General features: G+C 72.0%; 17 protein-coding genes. 7 read left to right on the top strand and 10 right to left on the bottom strand.

Features of this window, described 5'->3' with window-relative positions:
• Positions 1 to 110: 110 nt before the first annotated feature.
• The 6 genes from AB0399_RS31875 to AB0399_RS31850 all read right to left on the bottom strand — a co-directional run bounded on the left by AB0399_RS31875 (position 111) and on the right by AB0399_RS31850 (position 9231).
• The gene (locus AB0399_RS31875; protein WP_329365147.1) at positions 111 to 1310 is read right to left on the bottom strand and encodes a dipeptide ABC transporter ATP-binding protein; all 1200 of its coding nucleotides are present in this window, start codon (positions 1308 to 1310) and stop codon (positions 111 to 113) included.
• A 21-nt stretch (positions 1311 to 1331) separates the two neighbouring features.
• Positions 1332 to 2393: an ABC transporter ATP-binding protein gene (locus AB0399_RS31870; protein WP_366413679.1), complete on the bottom strand. Its 1062-nt coding sequence runs from the start codon at positions 2391 to 2393 to the stop codon at positions 1332 to 1334.
• A 61-nt stretch (positions 2394 to 2454) separates the two neighbouring features.
• Positions 2455 to 3432, bottom strand: a complete 978-nt coding sequence (locus AB0399_RS31865) for an ABC transporter permease (RefSeq protein WP_329365145.1) — start codon at positions 3430 to 3432, stop codon at positions 2455 to 2457.
• A 136-nt stretch (positions 3433 to 3568) separates the two neighbouring features.
• Positions 3569 to 5326, bottom strand: coding sequence for an ABC transporter substrate-binding protein (locus AB0399_RS31860; RefSeq protein ID WP_366413676.1), 1758 nt, complete (start codon positions 5324 to 5326; stop codon positions 3569 to 3571).
• A 100-nt stretch (positions 5327 to 5426) separates the two neighbouring features.
• Positions 5427 to 6461, bottom strand: a complete 1035-nt coding sequence (locus tag AB0399_RS31855; protein ID WP_329365142.1) for an ABC transporter permease — start codon at positions 6459 to 6461, stop codon at positions 5427 to 5429.
• Between the two features lie 541 nt (positions 6462 to 7002).
• Positions 7003 to 9231 carry an alpha/beta fold hydrolase gene (locus AB0399_RS31850; RefSeq protein ID WP_366413675.1) on the bottom strand — a complete coding sequence of 743 codons (2229 nt, stop codon included), beginning with the start codon at positions 9229 to 9231 and terminating at the stop codon, positions 7003 to 7005.
• 260 nt (positions 9232 to 9491) lie between these two features.
• On the opposite strand from AB0399_RS31850, the gene AB0399_RS31845 reads away from it, so the two are divergent.
• The 5 genes from AB0399_RS31845 to AB0399_RS31825 all read left to right on the top strand — a co-directional run bounded on the left by AB0399_RS31845 (position 9492) and on the right by AB0399_RS31825 (position 13796).
• On the top strand, positions 9492 to 9686 hold the full coding sequence (locus AB0399_RS31845) for a hypothetical protein (protein ID WP_328468859.1): 195 nt from the start codon (positions 9492 to 9494) through the stop codon (positions 9684 to 9686).
• An 84-nt stretch (positions 9687 to 9770) separates the two neighbouring features.
• The gene (gene mshB, locus AB0399_RS31840; protein WP_366413674.1) at positions 9771 to 10667 is read left to right on the top strand and encodes an N-acetyl-1-D-myo-inositol-2-amino-2-deoxy-alpha-D-glucopyranoside deacetylase; all 897 of its coding nucleotides are present in this window, start codon (positions 9771 to 9773) and stop codon (positions 10665 to 10667) included.
• Entirely contained in the window at positions 10664 to 11101 is a 438-nt protein-coding gene (locus tag AB0399_RS31835; protein WP_329365136.1) for a DUF6113 family protein, read from the top strand. The genes mshB and AB0399_RS31835 overlap by 4 nt, the downstream gene beginning before the upstream one ends.
• A 152-nt stretch (positions 11102 to 11253) precedes the next feature.
• A complete protein-coding gene (locus AB0399_RS31830) occupies positions 11254 to 12930 on the top strand; it encodes a hypothetical protein (RefSeq protein ID WP_366413673.1) in 1677 nt (558 codons plus the stop codon).
• Positions 12930 to 13796, top strand: a complete 867-nt coding sequence (locus AB0399_RS31825) for a hypothetical protein (RefSeq protein ID WP_366413672.1) — start codon at positions 12930 to 12932, stop codon at positions 13794 to 13796. Before AB0399_RS31830 ends, AB0399_RS31825 begins: the two co-directional genes overlap by 1 nt.
• Positions 13797 to 13913: 117 nt before the next feature.
• Here AB0399_RS31825 and AB0399_RS31820 read toward each other — a convergent pair whose 3' ends face one another.
• The 4 genes from AB0399_RS31820 to AB0399_RS31805 all read right to left on the bottom strand — a co-directional run bounded on the left by AB0399_RS31820 (position 13914) and on the right by AB0399_RS31805 (position 17898).
• A complete protein-coding gene (locus AB0399_RS31820; RefSeq protein WP_366413671.1) occupies positions 13914 to 14879 on the bottom strand; it encodes a hypothetical protein in 966 nt (321 codons plus the stop codon).
• Between the two features lie 13 nt (positions 14880 to 14892).
• A complete protein-coding gene (locus AB0399_RS31815; RefSeq protein ID WP_366413678.1) occupies positions 14893 to 16050 on the bottom strand; it encodes a sensor histidine kinase in 1158 nt (385 codons plus the stop codon).
• 139 nt (positions 16051 to 16189) lie between these two features.
• Positions 16190 to 16930 carry an ABC transporter permease gene (locus tag AB0399_RS31810; protein WP_329365130.1) on the bottom strand — a complete coding sequence of 247 codons (741 nt, stop codon included), beginning with the start codon at positions 16928 to 16930 and terminating at the stop codon, positions 16190 to 16192.
• Positions 16927 to 17898 carry an ABC transporter ATP-binding protein gene (locus AB0399_RS31805; RefSeq protein ID WP_329365128.1) on the bottom strand — a complete coding sequence of 324 codons (972 nt, stop codon included), beginning with the start codon at positions 17896 to 17898 and terminating at the stop codon, positions 16927 to 16929. The genes AB0399_RS31810 and AB0399_RS31805 overlap by 4 nt, the downstream gene beginning before the upstream one ends.
• Positions 17899 to 18103: 205 nt before the next feature.
• Between AB0399_RS31805 and AB0399_RS31800 the strand changes: the two genes are divergently transcribed.
• Both AB0399_RS31800 and AB0399_RS31795 read left to right on the top strand, forming a co-directional pair.
• The gene (locus tag AB0399_RS31800; protein ID WP_329365127.1) at positions 18104 to 18433 is read left to right on the top strand and encodes a nuclear transport factor 2 family protein; all 330 of its coding nucleotides are present in this window, start codon (positions 18104 to 18106) and stop codon (positions 18431 to 18433) included.
• A gap of 58 nt (positions 18434 to 18491) precedes the next feature.
• Positions 18492 to 19097, top strand: coding sequence for a response regulator transcription factor (locus tag AB0399_RS31795; RefSeq protein WP_366413677.1), 606 nt, complete (start codon positions 18492 to 18494; stop codon positions 19095 to 19097).
• Positions 19098 to 19219 lie beyond the last annotated feature (122 nt).

The raw sequence follows: 19219 nt of genomic DNA, 5'->3' as shown, positions 1-19219 counted from the left end.
GTGTCCGGGATTCCCCGCAGGGAGTCGGGACACGGCCCTGGCGTTCGGCACCGCACGGGCCCGCGGTGGCCGTGGCCACGGTCAGGCGCTCAGGAGTCGGGCGGTCAGGGTCAGGCGGACTCCTCCGACGCGGAGGCCACCGCGTTCGACTCCTCGGCAGCGGCGAGCGCGGGGTCGAGCACTATGTCCTCCTCGCGCGCCGTGACCGTCGGTTCCTCGGGGAAGTGGCAGGCGGTCATGTGGCCGTCCACGCTGTCGCCGAGCTGCACCAGCGGCGGCTCCTGCTCGGCGCAGACGTCCTGCGCCTTCCAGCAGCGGGTGCGGAACCGGCAGCCGGACGGCGGGTTGATCGGCGAGGGCACGTCGCCGGCCAGCCGGATGCGCTCGCGGCCCTTGTCGTCCGGGTCCGCCTCCGGCGCCGCGGAGAGCAGCGCGTGGGTGTACGGGTGGCGCGGCTTGGTGTAGATCGAGTCGCGGTCGCCGATCTCCACGATCTTGCCCAGGTACATCACCGCGATGCGCTGCGAGAAGTGCCGCACGATCGCCAGGTCGTGCGCGATGAACAGGAACGCGATGCCGAGTTCCTTCTGCACCTTCTGCAGCAGGTTCACCACCTGCGCCTGGATGGAGACGTCCAGCGCGGAGACCGGCTCGTCGGCCACGATCAGCTTCGGGTTCACCGACAGGGCGCGGGCCACCCCGATGCGCTGTCGCTGGCCGCCGGAGAACTCGTGCGGGAAGCGGTTGTAGTGCTCGGGGTTGAGACCGACGGTCTCCAGCAGCTCGCGGACCCGCTTCTCCCGGCCGCCGGCCGGGTTGATCCCGTTGATCTCCATCGGCGCGGAGATGATGTTGCCGACCGTCTGCCGCGGGTTGAGCGAGGCGTACGGGTCCTGGAAGATCATCTGGATCTCGGACCTGATCGGCGCCAGCTGCTTGCGGGAGGCGTGCGTGATGTCCTGCCCGGCGTACTCGACCCGGCCTGCCGTCGGCTCCAGCAGACGGGTGACCAGTCGTCCGGTCGTGGACTTGCCGCAGCCGGACTCACCGACCATGCCGAGCGCTTCGCCCTTGTCGATGTGGAAGTCGACACCGTCGACCGCCCGGACGTCCCCGACCCGGCGCTGGAACACGAAGCCGCCGTGGATCGGGAAGTACTTGCGCATGCCGGTGACGTCCAGCAGCCGCTCGCCCGGTTCCGGGCGCTTGACCGGCACGGCCGTCTCCGGCGCCGCGCCGGCTTCCTCCGTCACCGCAGCCGCGTCGGCCGTAGCGCCCTTCTCCAGGCTCGGCTTCTGCTGTTCACTCATTGCTGGTTCCTCGACTCCCGGTCAGCGCAGCCGCGGCTGGATCTGCTCGATGAAGATGTCACGCTTCTGCTCTGCGGTCAGGTGGCACGCGGAGCCCCGTCCGTCCGGCAGCTGCGGCCGCTCCGTGCTGCACCGGTCGCCGCCGACCGCCTCGGCGAAGGCGCACCGGGGATGGAACGGGCAGCCCGACGGCGGGTTCAGCAGGCTCGGCGGGGTCCCCGGGATCGGTGCCAGCGGCACGTCCACCGAGGCGCTCAGCCGCGGGATGGAGCCCAGCAGGCCCCATGCGTACGGGTGCTCAGGGGACTTCAGGATCTCCCGGGTGGTGCCGCGCTCCACCGCCCGGCCCGCGTACATCACGACCACGTTGTCCGCGGTGTTCGCGATGACCCCCAGGTCGTGGGTGATCAGGATGATCGCGGTGCCGGTCTCCTGCTGGAGGTCCTTGAGCAGGTCGAGGATCTGGGCCTGCACGGTGACGTCGAGCGCCGTGGTGGGCTCGTCCGCGATCACCAGCTCCGGGTCGCAGACCAGCGCCAGCGCGATCATCGCGCGCTGCCGCATACCGCCGGAGAACTGGTGCGGGAAGTCGTCCACCCGGGTCTGCGGCTGCGGGATGCCGACCCTGGCGAGCATCTCGATCGCCCGGTTCCGGCCCTCCCGCTTGGAGGCGCCGGTGTGCTTCATGAACGGCTCGGCGATCTGCCGCCCCACCGTGTAGTAGGGCGACAGCGCGGTGAGCGAGTCCTGGAAGATCATCGACATCTTGTTGCCGCGCAGCCGCTCCAGGGTGCGGTTGCTCGCCCCGGTCAGCTCCTGGCCGTCGAGCGTGATCTCGCCGCTGATGGTGGTGTTGCGCGGGTTGTGCAGCCCGAGGATGGCCAGGTTCGTCACCGACTTGCCCGACCCGGACTCGCCGACGATACCGAGCGTCTCTCCGCGTTCGAGGTCGAACGACAGCCCGTCGACGGCCTTGACGGTGCCGTCCTCGGTCGCGAACCGCACGTAGAGGTCGCGGACGGAGAGGAACGGGTCGGTGCTCAGCGAACCCTTGGGTTCGGGTGCGGGGTCCGGCTTGGTCACTGTGGTCACTTCGGGGCTCTCCTCGGGTCCGGAGCCTGGTGCGGTAGGGGGTGCGCCGGGTTCATGCGAGCCGAATCCGTGGGTCGATGAGGGCGTAGCAGGCGTCGACGATGATGTTGAAGACGACGATGGAGGTGGCGCCGATCAGCATCACGCCCATCTCCAGCGGCAGGTCCTGCTGGGTGACGGCCGAGACGGCGAGGTTGCCCAGGCCGTGCAGGCCGAAGGTGGCTTCGGTGATGATCGCACCGCCGAAGACCGACCCGAGGTCGATGCCGAAGATCGTGATGATCGGGCCCATGGCGCCGCGCAGCGCGTACCGCAGGAAGACGTAGCGGGCGCCCATGCCCTTGGCCCGGGCGGTCCGTACGTGTTCCTCGGACAGCTGCTCGACCATCAGGGAGCGGGTCTGGCGGCTGTAGTTGGACCAGAAGATGACCGACATCACCAGGCACGGCAGCACCATGCCGGAGAAGGAGGCACCCGGGTTGCTGGTCCAGCTCGGGTCACCACCGCGGTTGAGCCAGCCCAGCTTGTAGGAGAACGCGTAGATGGCGAGCGGGCCGATGAAGAAGATCTGCACCGACTGGCCCAGCAGGGACACCGAGCTGGCGGCGCGGTCGAAGATCGAGCCCTGCTTCCAAGCGGAGATCAGACCGAGGCCGACGCCGACCACGAGGAAGGTGAAGGAGCCGCCGATGGCCAGCGACAGGGTGGTGGGGTAGCGGTCCTTCAGCAGCGACCAGACCGGGGTCTGGTTGTTGAAGGAGAGCCCGAAACACGGTGCCGGGCAGTTGCCCATCGGCAGGTGACGGCCGCCGAAGATGCCGATCAGGTAGTTCCACCACTGGACGATGACCGGCTTGTCGAGACCGAGGTTCTTGTGGATCTGGCGGATGTTCGACGGCGTGCAGTTCTTGCCGCAGGACAGCAGTGCCGGGTCGCTCGGCAGGGCGAAGAACAGCAGGTATGTCACCAGGCTGATCAGTACGAGGATGACTGCGGCGCCTAGCACCCGGCGGGTGAGGAAACGGAGCATGGGGTCGGGCTCTTCCGTAGGGGGGCCGCGGGTGGCGGCGCCGGTCGAGAGCGGGAGGGATCGGGTGGAGCTTTCGGCTCGCGCCGGTGGCGCCGGCCCCGCGATGGTGCCGCGGGGCCGACGCCGGTGGTGCCGACTACTTCACGTAGATGGTGTTCGGGTTGATCGTGCCGTAGGCGGAGTTGTAGCTGACGCCGCCGAGGCCCTCGCCGTAGATGTTGTAGTACTTGTCGTACAGGTACGGGATCTCCGGCGCGTCGGTCTTCATGATCGTCTCAGCCAGCGTCTGCCACTCGGCGGCCTGCTGGTTGAGGTCCGTGATCTTGCTGATCCGGTCGATCTCGCTGTTGACCTTCGGGTCGTTCAGGTGCGAGTAGTTCGGGTCGTCGTCCGCGATCAGCCGGCCGTCCTGGGTCGGCGGGATGACGGTGGAGGCGTTCGGCCAGTCGCTGCCCCAGCCGGTGCGGTACAGGTCGTACGGGTTGTCCTTCTTGCCGATCAGCGTGTAGTACGCGGTCGGGTCGATGGCCTTGGCGTCCAGCGTGATGCCGGCCTTGGCGAAGGAGTTCTTCAGCGTGGTGGCGACGTTCGCCCAGCGCTGACCGGAGTTGGAGTACGCGAAGGACAGGTGCAGGTCCTTGACGCCCGCCTCCTTGAGCAGCTCCTTGGCCTTCTCGGGGTCGCCGAGCGGCTTGGTCAGCTTGCCGTACGGGTCGGACGCCTTGAAGCCGGAGACCGTCGGGCCGATCAGGTTGGTGCCGAGCTCACCCTGCTGCGGGCCACCGAGCGCGGTCTGCACCTGCTGCATCGGGAACGCGTAGATGATCGCCTGGCGGACCTTCACGTTCGTGATCCGCGAGACGTTGATGTTGAACACGTCCACGAACGGCTGGTAGTTGCTCTCCAGCCGCGACTTGTACTGCGAGCCGGCGAGCACCGACATCTGCGTCGGGTCGGCGGACTGGACCAGCGAGACGGCGTTCTTGTCGCTGCCGCTCTGCTGCTCCAGGCGCTGGGTCAGGCCGGGCTGCTCGACACCGAGCTGGATGTCCCACTTGTCGGGGAACGCACCGCGGATCGGGTCGGTCTTCGGGTCCCAGTACTTGTTGCGGGTCAGCTCCAGGGCCTTGCCCGGCTTGTAGCTGCTGACCACGTACGGGCCGTCGGAGAACGGCGCGGTGTCGTACTTCGGGCCGGTGTCCTTGGCCTTCAGGATCGGGCCGGAGCCGGAGAGCGCCATCGCGTACGGGGCGTCGGCGTGCGGCGCCTTGAAGTGGAAGACGATGGTCTTGTCGTCCGGGGTGGCCAGCACCGAGTCCGGCAGCGACTTGCCGCCCTGCGGGCCGCCGTAGACCTTGCGGAAGTCCGTCGAGCCGGTCAGCCACTGCTGGATGTACTGCGGGCCGGCGGTCTCGAAGCTGGAGAACAGCCGCTCGATGCCGTACTTCACCTGGTCAGAGGTGATCGGCGTGCCGTCCTGCCACTTCAGGCCGTCCTTGAGGTGGAACGTCCAGGTCTTGCCGCCGTCCGAGGAGGTGCCGGTGTCGGTGGCGAGGTCGCCCACGAGGACCGTCTTGCCGGTCGTCGGGTCGATCTTGTAGTTGGTCAGCTGGCGGCTGAAGAGCTGCCCGATGACCTGCTCCTGGTTGACGTACGCCTCGGCCGGGTCCAGGTGGTTGATGCCGGCCGGCTCCAGGTCGATCGCGGTGCCGCCCTTCTTCGCCCCCGCGACGGCCGGCGCCGGGCCGACCGAGTCGGCCGCGGTGCCCACCGTGATGGCCTGCACCTTCGCAGTGGTGGCGGCGGTCGAGCTGCCGCTGCTCGGGTTGTCGGACCCGCCCCCGCCGTTGCCGCTACTGCATGCGCTCAGGGCCAGAGCCCCCACCGACAGCACAGCTGCGGCGCTATACGCCCTACGCTTCTTCATCTATTCCTGCCTGTCATCGAACTGGCCTTGCCGCTCCCCGGGACCGGCGAGACGACGTGGACACTCATCAGCGGATGGTCTTGGGATCGAGAGCGTCCCGGATTGAGTCCCCGAGCAGGTTGAAGGCGACGACGAAGATGACCATCGCGATGCCGGGGAAGAACATGTAGGTGAGGTCGGACTGGTAGTTCGCGGCCGCGTCCTGGAACATCAGTCCCCAGTCCGGGGTCGGCTGCTGCATGCCGACGCCGAGGAAGGACAGACCCGCTTCGGCCGTCACGTTGACCGGCACCAGCAGGGTGGACTGCACGAGGATCGTGGTCCACAGGTTGGGCAGCAGCTCCTTGCGGATGATGCGGCCGCTGGACGCTCCGGAGAGCTTGGCCGCCTCGATGTACTCGCGTTCCCGGAGCGACAGCACCTGTGCCCGCACCAGGCGGCCGAGCGACATCCACCCCAGGATGAACTGCACCAGCACCAGCGCGGTGAACCGCAGGTAGGTGGGCTCGCCGGCACCCGGCTTGACGAACAGCGAGAGGATCACCGGCGTGAAGGCGATGAAGAACAGCTGCTGCGGGAAGGACATCATCAAGTCGGAGGCCCGGCCGACGAAGTAGTCCGTGCGCCCGCCGATGTAGCCCTGCACCAGGCCGACCACGACGCCGAGGACCACCGAGAGGATCGTCACGCACACCGCGACGCCCAGCGAGGTACGGATGCCGTAGATCAGCAGCGCCAGCACGTCGCGGCCCAGGCGCGGCTCGATGCCGAACCAGTGGGTGCCGTCGATGCCACCGTTGGGCTTGATCGGCAGGCCGTAGGCGTTGAGCAGGCCGTCGTCCTGGCCGTAGAGCGAGTACGCGTTCTGGCCGTACAGCTTGACGATCAAGGGCGCGAAGATCGCGACCAGGATGAAGATCGCCACGACGACGGCGCAGAGCATGCCGATCTTGTCGCGCTTGAACCTGATCCAGGCAAGCTGCCGCGGCGACCGGCCCACCAGTTCGGGTGCCTGGTGCTGCCCGGGGTCGGGGTTGCCGCCCTCTGGGTCGAGAGTGAGGCTGCCGGCACTCTCAGCGGCAGCCTTACTAGGACTTGTCATCACACTTCCCCGGGACCGAAAACGTGCGTACAACGCCGATGCGCAACGCGTGTTGAGCGGGACTTTCGCAATGGAATCAACTTCCAGTCAAGGGGGGAAGGAGGGAAGAAAGCTTGTTGTTTGGCATCTTGAGCGAAGGTTTTGCAGATTGGTGTCCGTACGTGCTTGACATCTGATATTTGAAACGGGCAAAACGGATATTTTGGGACGTAGCGCGTTTACATGCAAGCAACTTTTCTGTCGCAGCTCCGATATACGGACCGAGCAGTCTGAACAACGTACGGCCGTGCGGGTGCCGTAGGCCGGTCGGGGCTCGTGATGATGTGGTCCCCGGCCGGCCGTTCCCCCTAACCTCGCCGTCCTCCCCATGGCCGGAATGGTGTGAGCATTCCTTCCGGTTCGTATGCACGCCGAAGCCCCGGACGCGATGTGTCCGGGGCTTCGGGCGGGATCTTCGGTGGTGCGCTCCGCGGGTTCTTCGGCGGTCCGGCCGGCGGGTGGGGCGGCGTCCGGGGCCGTGGCTGCGGCTGCGGCCGGCGGGTTATCCGTGCGGGCGGCCGCTGAGGGCGCGCTTGAGGAAGTCCACCTGGAGCAGCAGCAGGTTCTCGGCTACCTGCTCCTGGGGGGCGGTCATGTGGGTGACCCCCGACAGCGGCAGCACCTCGTGCGGCCGGCCGGCCGCCAGCAGCGCGGTGGACAGCCGCAGCGAGTGGGCGACCAGGACGTTGTCGTCGGCGAGGCCGTGGATCACCATCATCGGCCGGGCCGGCTCGGCGGCCCGCACCAGGCCGCCGTCGCCCACCAGCGAGTTCGCCTCGTAGACCTCGGGCTGCTCGCGGGGGTCGCCGAGGTAGCGCTCCATGTAGTGCGTGTCGTACAGCCGCAGGTCGGTGACCGGGGCGCCGACCACCGCGGCGTGGAAGACGTCCGGACGGCGCAGGGCCGCGAGTCCGGCGAGATAGCCGCCGTACGACCAGCCGCGGATCGCCACCCGGCCCAGGTCCAGCGGATACCGCTCGGCGACCGCGTGCAGCGCCGCCACCTGGTCGGGCAGCGAGATCCCGGCGAAGTCGCCGGCGATGGACTTCTCCCACCGGGGCGAACGCCCCGGGGTGCCGCGGCCGTCGGCCACGATCACCGCGAAGCCCTGGTCGGCGAACCACTGCGAGACCAGGTGCGGGTTGTGCGCCGCGTACACCCGCTGGCCGTGCGGGCCGCCGTACGGGTCGAGGAGGACCGGCAGCGGGCCGTCGTCCTCGCTCCAGCCGGTCGGCAGCAGGACCGCGGTCGGGATGCGCAGCGGCCCGGCTTCCAGCAGGCGGGGCCGCGCGGTCAGGGACGGGGTCTCGGCATGGGAGGCGATCCGGGCGACCTCGGCGCCGTCGCGCAGCACCCGGGTCACCGCTCCGGGGCGGTCCAGGGTGGAGGTCGTCAGCACCGTCAGGCCGCCGCCGCGCACCGCGGTGTGCACCCCCGGTTCGGTGGAGACCCGGACCGGGGCGGCGTCCGTGCCGCGGTGGTCCACCCGGTAGACGTGCACCTCGCCGATCTCCGGCTCGGTCGCCGTCTCACCGGAGGAGGCGGTCACCAGAATGTCCTCGGCGCCGGTGTCCAGCACCGCCCGCAGGTGCAACTCCGGGCCGGTCAGCGTCCTTTCGCCCACCTTCAGGGCACGTGCTCCCGATGTGTCGGTGATCGTGACCAGCTCGCCGGCCGGGGTGCGGACCGGCACACCGGGGAAGAGATCCAGCCAAGTTGGATCTTCCTCGACGGCCACCGTCTCGGTCGCGCCGGTTTTACGGTCCACGGTCAGATATGCCTGCGCGCGCTGGTCCCGGGTCTGCACCAGCAGCAGCGCCGGACCGGCCGCCGACCAGTGCACCGACGCGAGGTACGGATAGCGGTCCCGGTCCCACTCGACATCGGTGCGCGAGCCGTCCAGCGTGAACAGGGCCAGCGTCACCTCCGCGTTGGGCGTGCCCGCTTGCGGGTAGGCCACCTCGACCGGCGGCCGGTCCGGGTGCGCGGGCTGAGAGATCCACCAGCGCTGGACCGGTGCCTCGTCCACCCGGGCGACGAGCAGCGCGCTGCTGTCCGGCGCCCACCAGAAGCCGCGGGTGCGGTCCATCTCCTCGGCCGCGACGAACTCCGCCAGCCCCCACGTCACCGACGCGCCGTCAGGCTCGGCGAGCGCGCGGTCGTCGGCCCCCGCGCCATCGGCGCCGACCACCCGCAGCGCGCCGCCCGCCGCGTACGCCACCCAGCGGCCGTCAGGGGACGGCCGCGGGTCCACCACCGGGCCGGGCACCGGCAGTTCGCGCACCGCGGGCGCGCCGCCGCCGCCGGTGCCTGCGGCCGCCTTTTCGGCTGTCCCTTCGGCGGCCGTCTCCACGGCGGTCAGATCCGCCACGAACAGCCGCCCCGACAGCGCGAAGGCGGCCAGCTCGACCGCCTGGTCCACGGCGAAGGCCACCACGCCCGCGGAGCCCTCCCGGCTGCGCTCGCGCCTGGCCCGCTCCGCCGCGGGCAACTCCTCGTCCGCACCGCCCAGCACCGCGGCGGGATCGGCCACCAGCCGCTCCACCGCCGCCGTGTCCGCGCCGCCCTCCGCCAGGTCCAGCACCCACAGCAACTGCTCCCGCTCGGTGCCCGACCGGGAGCGCACGAACGCCACCCGGTCCCCGCCCGGCGCGACCGCGAAGGCCCGCGGCGCCCCGAGAGTGAACCGCTGTGTCCTCGCGTGCTGCCGTGGGAATGAGAGGTACGTCATACCCGCGACCCTAGAGGGTGGCACCGACAATCGCCCCTGTATTAGCGCCCGGCGCCGCCCGCGCCGCCCTGACCTGGCGGTCCGGCGCCGGCCCACCCGCCGTACCGGGCACGGCCGTTGGCTGGATCTGGTCATGCGCCCCCGCGTGCTTCCGTGCTCCGACATATGCGGTCGCACGGAAAGTTATGATCCGTAGCCGTGGGTGGGTAATAAGCATGTGGCAACTGACATGGACCCTGCGTATGAGGAGGTGAGCCGCTGTGGCACTCTCGATTTCGGCGGTGCTGCTGCTGCTAGTCATCGTGTTCCTGCTGATCCGCCGATCGGGACTCAAGGCGGGACACGCGGTGGCCTGTACGTTGCTCGGCTTCTACCTTGCCAGTTCCTCGTGGGCGCCCCAGATCACCGACCTCACCAGCAACGTGGCGCAGACGATCTCCAACATCAAGATCTGACGGTCATACCGGCGGGTAAGCGGACGGCGGGCAGCAGCGGCGGCCGCTGCCCGGGTCCGGTGGGCGGAGCCGTAGGCTTCGACCATGACCGATGCTCCCGACGGCCCTCCTGAGCGGCGCCTGCTGTTCGTCCACGCCCACCCGGACGACGAGACGATCAACAACGGCGCCACCATGGCCAAGTACGCGGCCGAGGGGGCCCTCGTCACCCTCGTCACCTGCACCCTCGGTGAGGAGGGCGAGGTCATTCCGCCGGAGCTGGCCCATCTCGCCGCGGACCGCGACGACACCCTGGGCGAGCACCGGATCGGCGAACTGGCTTCCGCCATGGCCGCGTTGGGCGTCACCGACCACCGCTTCCTGGGCGGCCCCGGCCGCTACCGCGACTCCGGGATGATGGGCGTCGCCCAGAACGACCATCCGGCCTCCCTGTGGCGCGCCGACCTGGACGAGGCGGCCGGCCACCTCGCCGACGTCATCCTTGAGGTGCGCCCCCAGGTCCTGGTGACCTACGACGACAACGGCGGCTACGGCCACCCGGACCACATCCAGGCGCACCGCGTCGCCATGCGCGGCTACGAACTCGCCGCCGACCGCGGCCACCGGATCGACCGCGTCTACGAGATCTGCACGCCCCGCTCGGTCGTCCAGGCCGGCTTCGACCGGCTCGCCGCCGAGGGCCGGGACTTCCCGTTCAAGGGCGTCGCGACCCCGGACGACGTCCCCGGCGTGGTCGACGACGCGCTCGTCACCGCGTCGGTCGACGGCTCGGCCTACGCCGACCGCAAGACCGCCGCGATGCGGGCGCACGCCACCCAGATCGCCGTCGACGGCCCCTTCTTCGCGCTCTCCAACGACCTCGGCCAGCCGTTCTTCGCCGTCGAGTACTACCGGCAGGTGCGGGGCGAGTCCACCGGCCGCGCGGACGACCTGTTCGGCGCGGAGCCCGAGTCCGCCGAGGCGCCGGGCGGTGCGCGATGAGCCGCCCCGCCGCCGGCCGCGGTCCGGCCCCGTCCCGTACGCCGGTGATCCGGCCGCTGTCCAGCAACCCGCGGGGGACGCAAGGCGCCCGGATCGCCGGGTACTTCGGCCTCGCCGTGCTCGCGGTGGCCATCGCGGTGGCCGGCGCCCTCGTGCAGGCCGCCTGGGAGCCCGGTGGGCTGCTGCTGGCGCTCGCCGGGTGCGTGGCGGCCTTCTACGGCGGCGGGAAGCTCACCGGCACCCGCCTGGGCACCGTGGTGCCCGCCGCGGTCTGGCTGGTGTGCGTGATCCTGCTCAGCGGCTCCCAGCCGGAGGGCGACTTCCTGCTCGCCGCCGGCATCGGGCCGTACATCTACCTGCTCGGCGGGGCGTTGTCGGCGGTGATCTGCGCCACGCTGCCCCAAGTACCCTCATCCGGCACGAATAGGGCCTGACTTGGCGGGCAGGGGCCGACGCATGGTTGGGTGTGCCCCAGCGTTCCGCCGGACCGCAGTCGCCTCCGCGCACAGGTCGGTATGGTGGGTGCGCCGGCGAGCCGCCTGCCAAGTGATGTGTCGGGCGGCGTGGCTAACCGGGAGAGCCTCCTTTGAGTCGTGAAACTGACAGTTCGTCCTCCGGTCCCCAGGGACGCGGCGGTGCCGCGTACCCGTCAGGGACCCCGCCTTACGGCCCCCGCCCCTTCCCGTCGCTGCACCCGCAGGAGCGGCCGCGTCCGGCCGGCCAGGAGCAGGACGGCGCCGAAGCGGCCGAGCAGGGCACCGACGCGGACGCGGCCGGCGAGCCCAGGACCGAGACGACGCTGACCACCCGGATCAGGATCAACATCCCCGGCTCCCGGCCGATCCCGCCGGTCGTCATGCGCACCACCGTCGAGGAGGGCGCCGCGGCTCCCGCGGCCGGACCGCAGGGCGCGGGTGCCCCGGACACCGCGGCCCCAAGCACCGCGGGCGCCTCCGCCGGTGAACCTCCCGCCGACGGCGGGCAGGGCGGCGAAGCTCCGCAGGAGCGGGCCGAGAAGAAGGAGAAGACCAGCGACTGGTTCGCGCCGCGCAAGCCGGTCGGCCCCACGGGCTCGGGTACGGGCTCGGCCGCCGGTACGGGCGCGGGTTCCGCTCCGGGTACGGGCTCCGGTTCCGGCTCGGCCGCGGGTTCCGGTGCGGGTGAGGGCTTCCCGGGGGAGGGCTTCCCCGGCGACGGCTTCCCGGGTGAGGGTTTCCCGGGCGACGGCTTCCCGGGTGAGGGTTTCCCGGGCGGCGGCCCCGGCTTCGGCACGGACACCGGTACGGCTCCCGGCAGCGGTTCCGGCCAGGCCCCGACGGGCTTCCCCCCGGGCGCGGGGGCGACCGGCGACGGCTTCTCCGAGGGCTTCTCCGGCGACGGCTTCCAGGGCGACTTCCCGCGTGGCGGTGCGCCCGGCAACGGGACGGCCGGCGGCGGCTTCACGGTGCCGCCGGTGCGGTCCCCGGGCGGCGGCGACGCACCGGACGCCGGGTCCCCGGTGGCGGACGGCTTCTTCGGCGCGGGCACCCCCGCCGGGGGCACCCCGCGCGCGGACGACCCCTTCGCGGGGCCGTACACCGAGCAGTTCGCCGAGCCGTTCACCGACTCCGACACCGGTACGCAGCAGATTCCGCAGGCGTTCCTGCCGCCGCCGGTGGGCTCGCCGTTCGACGACGCCCCGGCCGCGCGCGGCCCGCACGACACGCCGTCGGGCGGGTTCGCCTCGCCCTTCGAGACCCCCGCGGGCGCCGAGGGCCGCGCCGAACCCGGCTCCGGGCCGGCGCCGTTCGGCACCGAGGACTTCCCGCCCGGGGTGCCGCGCGGCATCCCCACCGACCCGTTCGCGCCCGGCGGCGGCGCCGCGCCGCTGCCGCCGCCCGCCGGGGCCACCACCGGCCCGGCCACCGGCGACATGCGGGTGCCGCCGATCGGCGGCGACACCGGCGAGCACGCCTTCCGCCCGCCGGCCCCGGCCGGTTCCGAGCCGCCCCGGCGGATGGGCGCCGGCGACACCCTGGTCGGCGGCATCCCGCCGGTGCCGTCGGGGGAGGGCCCCGGCCGCGCCGCGGGCGGCCCCGGAGCGGTGCCGCCGCCCGGACTGGCGCCCCCGGGTCCGTCCCGCGGCCAGGACCCGCGGCGCCGTCCACGCCGGCCACACCGGCGAAGTCGGCCAAGCCGGTCAAGAAGGGCCGCTCCAAGCTCGCGCTGCTCGGTGTCGCGGTCGTCGGCGCCGCCGTCCTCGCGTACGGCGCCGGGCTGCTGATGAACCACTCCGACGTGCCGAAGGGCACCACCGTGCTCGGCGTGGACATCGGCAACACCAGCCAGGCGACGGCCGTCAAGAAGCTGAACCACGCGCTCGGCAACCGGGGCACCGCGGCGCTCACCGTCACCGTCGACGGCAAGCAGCACTCGCTCAAGCCGTCGATCGCGGGCCTGTCCATCGACACCGACGCCACCGTCCGCAAGGTGGCGCACTCCGACTACAACCCGGTCTCGGTGGTCGGCTCGCTCTTCGGCCGGACCCAGGTCACGGACCCGGTGATCGTCGTCGACCAGGACAAGCTCAAGGCGGCGCTGACGACGGTCGCGGGGCCGTCGAGCAAGGGCACGGACGGCATGGTGCGCTTCACCGGCGGCAAGGCCGTCGCGGTGCCCGGCAAGCCCAGCCAGTCCGTCGACGTGAACGCCGCCGCGACCCAGGTCTCCGCGGCCTACCGGCTGCGGGCCGAGTCCGGCCGCAACACCCCGATCGACCTCCGGGGCACCACCGTGCAGCCGAAGGTCACCCAGGCGACGCTGGACAAGGCGGTCAACGGCTTCGGCAAGACCGCGATGATGGGTCCGGTGCACATCCTGGCCGGGGGCAAGGACCTGCCGTTCAACAAGACGCTGCCGCAGTTCCTCACCATGCAGGCCACGCCGGACGGCCAACTCGCCCCGCACATCGACCTGAAGGCGCTCCAGGCGCTGTACGGCAACTCCTTCGACGGGGTGCTGCTGAAGCGCGGCAACGGTTCGAAGACCGCGGTCACCCCGCAGGACGTCGCCACCGCGCTGATCCAGGCGCTGAACTCCAAGACCGTCGCCGGGCGCAGCGTGACGCTCCAGGACGCGGTCCAGCAGTAGGAGCACGCGGGAGCCGGCAAGAGCCGTCAGGAAGCGGGCGGAGCCGCCCCTCGGCCGGCCCTTGCGAGCCGGCCCTCGCGGGCCGGCTCCCGCGGGCGGCTCCCCGGGTCGGGCCCCTCAGCCGCGCTGCCACCAGTGGCGCCTGCGGCGGGGGGCCAGCGCGTGGATGGCGGAGCGCAGCTCGGCGAAGGCCACCACGGTCGCCGGCGCGTCGGGCCCGTCCGCGCCCGGCAGCGCCACCCCCAGGCAGAGCAGCTTCAACTGCTCGTCGGGCAGCGGCAGGGCGGCGAAGACCGGCGAGCCGTCGAAGCCGGTGGGCAGCGGACCCGACCAGGTCAGCGGGGCGTCGGGGGCGGCCCGGCGCACCTCGCCCGCCAGCAGCGCCTGCGGCCGGTCGGGGTGCGCGGAGGCGCCGCTGTCGTCGGCCTCGTGACCGAGGACGTACGCGGGCAGCGGGTCGTCGCCGATCGCCGCGATGTCGTCGGGCTGCGCGGCGAGCCCGTCGGTGATCTCCTGGGTGTCCCAGCGCCAGCCCTTGCGTTCGGCGTGCAGGTGCAGGTCCACGGTGGGCATCACCGCGACCCCGAGGCCGTCGAGCACCGTCCAGCGCTTCGCGAAGCCGCCCATCACCAGCTCGTCGAGCGGCTGTTCCGGGTCGGTGAGGTCGCCGCGCAGCGTCCACTGCCCGATCTCGAAGCGGGTGCGGGGCGCGGCCGTGACGAGGTACTGCCGGATGACCTCGTGGTCGCCGCCGGTCTCGATCAGGTCGTTGTACCAGAAGGCGGTGGCGAAGCTCAGGTCCGCGCGGGCCGCCTGGAACGGCAGCGTCGCGCGGGCGGCGACCTGGAGTACGGAGTCCGGGACGAGGCCGCCGGCGACCACCGCGGCCGAGTGGGCGAAGCCGGGTTCGCCGAGGTCCGGTGCGGCGGCGCCGTGCTCGGGCTCCGCATCCGCGGTCGCGTCGACGCCCTCGCTGTCGGTGTCCGCGGCGGGCGCGGCTCCGGCGGCTCCGGCGGCTTCGGGATCTTCGGGGATCGGCTGGCTCGGCGCGGGGATCTCGGGGATCTCGGGGGTCTCGGGCACAGCCCGGACCCTACTACTCGCCGTTCGGCGGCTGTTTCGCACCCACCGGCGCCGCGGCGAGCGGCACCGTCGCGGTGAGCGTGAAGCCGCCGTCACCTGCCCGGGAGGTCTTCAGGCTGCCGCCCGCGAGGATCAGCCGCTCGCCCAGCCCGGTCAGGCCGTTGCCCGGCGGGCAGGAGTCGTCCGGCCCGCGCCCGTCGTCGGAGACGGTCAGCGTCGCGCTGCCGCCGCCCGTCTCCAGGGCCACCACACAGGTCGTCGCGCCGCTGTGCCGTATGACGTTGGTCGCCGCCTCGCGCAGCGCCCAGGCCAGCGCGCCCTCCCCGGCCGGGGTGAGGCCCTCGATCCGGTCGGGCACGTGCAGCCGGGCCGAGACGCCCGCCGCGGCCAGCGCGCTGCGGGCCGAGGCGACCTCGGCGGCCATGGTGGGGCGCCGGTAGCCGCTGACCGCCTCGCGCACGTCCACCAGCGCCTGGCGGCTGACCGACTCGATGTCGGCGACCTGCTGGGCGGCGTCCCGCGGCCGGTCCGGCAGCATCCGTCCGGCCAGTTCGCTCTTCAGGGTGATCAGCGACAGCGAGTGCCCGAGCAGGTCGTGCAGGTCGCGGGCGAGCCGCAGCCGCTCCTCGGTCGCGGCCAGCTGCGCCACGGTGTCCCGGGCGGAGCGCAACTCCCGCATGGTCCGGACGAGCTGCTGCACGCCGATCATCGCGAAGCCGCCGAGCAGGGCGGGCACCAGCAGCGACGGGTAGAGCGTGCCGTGCGGATCGACGACCGCCCCGGTCGCGGCGAGCAGCGCCGCCGAGAGCGGGACCGCCCACCGCGAGTCCTTGCCGGGCAGCGCCGCCCCGCACGCCACCCCCACGTACACGAACAGCACCAGCCAGTTCTTGCCGAGCAGGGCCGACAGCGCCAGTGCCAAGGAGGCGAGCGCGACCAGCAGGGCGTACACCCAGGGCTGGGGCGGCCCGGGGTTGTTGGTGCGGAAGAAGGCCAGCACCAGGTACCCGGCGACGAACACGATCAGGCCGAGGGCGGCAGGGACGGCGGCGGCGAGCGAGTGGCCGCCGTCGGCCAGGTCGCTCACCGGGGAGGCCAGGTAGAGCAGCCAGATGCCGATCCACATCAGCTTGATCATCGCCTGCCGGCGGTTCTCCGGCGGCCGGCCCATCGGGCTGGTGTCGGCGTCCTCCACCTCCTGCCGCCACTTCGGCCACGGCTCGCCGCCGTCCTCGGGTACGGCGCCGGGACCGCCGCCCCGCCGGGCGCCGTCCCCGGCGCGGCGGCGCCACCACTCGCCGGTCATACGGTCACGCCTTCCGGGTGTCCTTGCGGTAGAGCCAGGCCGCCGCCCCCGCGAAGAGCAGCAGGTAGACGACGAGGACGCTGACGTCCTTGACGTGCGGGGCGTTCCCCACCTCGATCGCCTGGCTCAGGGCCACGTACGGCCGCGCCGGGAGGTAGCCGGCGAGGTTCTGCAACCACTGCGGGAAACTGTAGATCGGCACCCACAGGCCGCCCAGGACCGCCAGGCCGAAGTAGAACAGCATGGAGATCGGCCGGGCCACGTCGGCGGTGGCCAGATAGCCGATCGCCACCCCGAGCGCGGCGAAGACCAGGCTGCCCGCCCAGGTGCTGAAGGCGATCGCCACCCACTGCCAGGTGTCCATCCGGACGCTCTTCACGAGTCCGCCGATCAGCAGCACGACCAGGATCGACGGCAGGCTCACCGTGGCCGCCGACGCCACCTTCGCGGTGACGTAGCCGCGGCCGGGCAGCGCGGTCAGCCGCAGCTGCCGCACCCAGCCCTTCTCCCGCTCCCGCGCGATCCGTTCGGCGTTGCCCATCAGCACCGCCGTCATCGCGCCGAACGCGGCCATCGAGACCATCAGGTAGGCCACCGCCGACAGCCCGTGGTCGCCGACGGTGTCGCTCTTCTTGTAGCTCAGGCTGATCGCCAGGAAGAGGAACGCCGGGTAGAGCACCGAGAAGAACATGAACTTGCGGTTCCGCAGGGTGCGGGTGATCTCCAGCCGGATCAGCGTCGTCATCGCTGCCCCGCCTCCTCTGCGTTGGTCGCCGCGTCGGTGATGGCGAGGAACGCCTGCTCCAGACCGAGCCCGGCGACCTCGAGGTTGCGCGGGTACAGGCCGAGCCCGTACACCGCGTGCATGGTGGCGTCCGCGTCGTTGGAGCGGATGCGTACGGTCGGGCCGGTCACGTCCAGGCCCACCACGTTCGGCAGGGCGCCGAGCGCCTGCTCGTCGATCCCGTCGGCCAGGTCGAAAGTGATCCGGCGGGCCCCCGCGCGCGCCTTGATCTCCGCCGCCGTGCCGTCCGCGATCAGCCGGCCCCGGTGCAGGACCAGCACGCGGTCCGCGATCGCGTCCGCCTCCTCCAGGTAGTGGGTGGCGAACAGCACGGTGCGGCCCTGGTCGACCTGTGCACGCATCGTCGCCCAGAACGCCTGCCGCGCGCTCACGTCCATGCCCGTGGTCGGCTCGTCGAGCACGATCAGGTCGTTCGCGCCGGCCGTGGCCATCGCGAACCGGACCCGCTGCTCCTGGCCGCCGGAGAGCTTGTTCACCTTCCGGTCCCGGATGTCGGTGAGGTCGGCGGCGGCCAGCACCTGGTCCACCGGGTACGCCTTCGGGTGCAGGTCGCAGGCGAGCCCCACCAGCTCGCGCACCGTGACCTCCTCCATCAGCCCGCCGCTCTGCAGCATCGCGCCGACCCGGCCCTTGGCGATCGCCTGCGTCGGGCTGGTGCCGAACACCTTCACCTCCCCGCGGTCGGCGTTCTTCAGCCCGAGGAGCAGGTCGAGCGCGGTGGACTTGCCGGCGCCGTTGGGTCCCAGCAGCGCCACCGTCTCGCCGGGGTGCAGCTCCAGGCTCACCTCGGCGACCGCCTGGACGGCCCCGAAACTCCTGCTCACGTCCCGGAAGCTCACCACGGGTTGCCCCGGGCCGCCGGCCCCGTCCTGCTGTTGCGTGGTCGTGCTCACTGATGCTGCGGTCATGGCACCACTGTGGTCCGAGGGGGAGCCCGGCGGCAGTGTGTACGGTCGTGACATCCGCATGACAGATGTCATACGGCGCCGGCGCCGCGAACGGCTCCCCGCCGGTTTCCGGCCGGTCTCCGGTTCGCCCCGGCCGGTTCCCGGACCGCCCCCCGGTCGGCCCATATGGTGCGTGACCTGGCCCGCGGGCCCTCGTTGAGCGGGCATGACCAGTGCCGAGCCCCTGCCGATCCCCATCGCCGCGGCCCTGGAGGCGGCGAGCGCGGGCAACACCGAGGACTTCCTTGCCGCGTTCGCGCCGGACGGGGCCGTGGACGACTGGGGCCGGATCTTCCGCGGCCACGACGCGGTCCGGGAGTGGAGCGACGCCGAGTTCATCGGCAAGCAGGTCACCCTGCGGGTCACCGGCACCCGCACCGAAGGCGACACCACGACGGTCTCCGCCGAGGTCGGCGGCAACGGCTTCAACGGCCCCTCCGACTTCGCCTTCACCGTCTCCGACAACCACATCGCCCTCATGCGCATCACCGGGTGACGCCGCTCCCGGGCCGGACCCCGCCGAGCGGAGCCGCTACCCTGCCGGGGTGACGGGGATGATCCGAGTGCTGCTGGCCGACGACCAGTCGATGGTCAGGGAGGCGCTGGCCACGCTGCTCGGGCTGGAGGCGGACATCGAGGTCGTCGCGCAGGTGGCGCGGGGCGACGAGGTGGTGGCCGCCGTGCTGGAGCACCGGCCGGAGGTGGCGCTGCTGGACATCGAGATGCCCGGGATGACCGGGATCGAGGCGGCGGGGCTGCTCCGGAAGGCGGCGCCCGGGGTGAAGGTCGTCATCGTGACCACCTTCGGCCGGCCCGGATACCTGCGGCGCGCGATGGAGTCGGGGGCGGAGGCGTTCCTCGTGAAGGACGCGCCCGCCGCGCAACTCGCCGACGCGGTACGGCGGGTGCTCCAGGGGGAGCGGGTGATCGACCCCTCGCTGGCCGCGGCCGCGCTGGCCGAGGGCGCGGACCCGCTGACCGGGCGGGAGCGGGAAGTGCTCAACGCCGCCGCCGACGGTTCGGTGAACGCGGAGATCGCCCGGCGGCTGCTGCTGTCCGAGGGCACGGTGCGCAACTACCTCTCCACCGCGATCCAGAAGACCGGCGCGCGCAACCGGGCGGAGGCCGTCCTCATCGCCCGCGAGAAGGGGTGGCTGTGACCCGCCCGGCCGCCCCGTGCGGTCGGTTCGGGGACCACCTCTCGCTGGTGGGTCGCGCGCGGTTCTCCCGCAGCGCTTCGCCTGGGTGGGGGCGCCCCGGCGCAGCCAAGGGGAGCGCCCCC

This window comes from Streptomyces sp. NPDC088194, assembly GCF_040702025.1.
In the GTDB taxonomy this organism is placed as follows: domain Bacteria; phylum Actinomycetota; class Actinomycetes; order Streptomycetales; family Streptomycetaceae; genus Actinacidiphila.
Note: the sequence above shows the minus strand (reverse complement) of the source record. Positions and strands in the feature narration are given on the sequence as shown.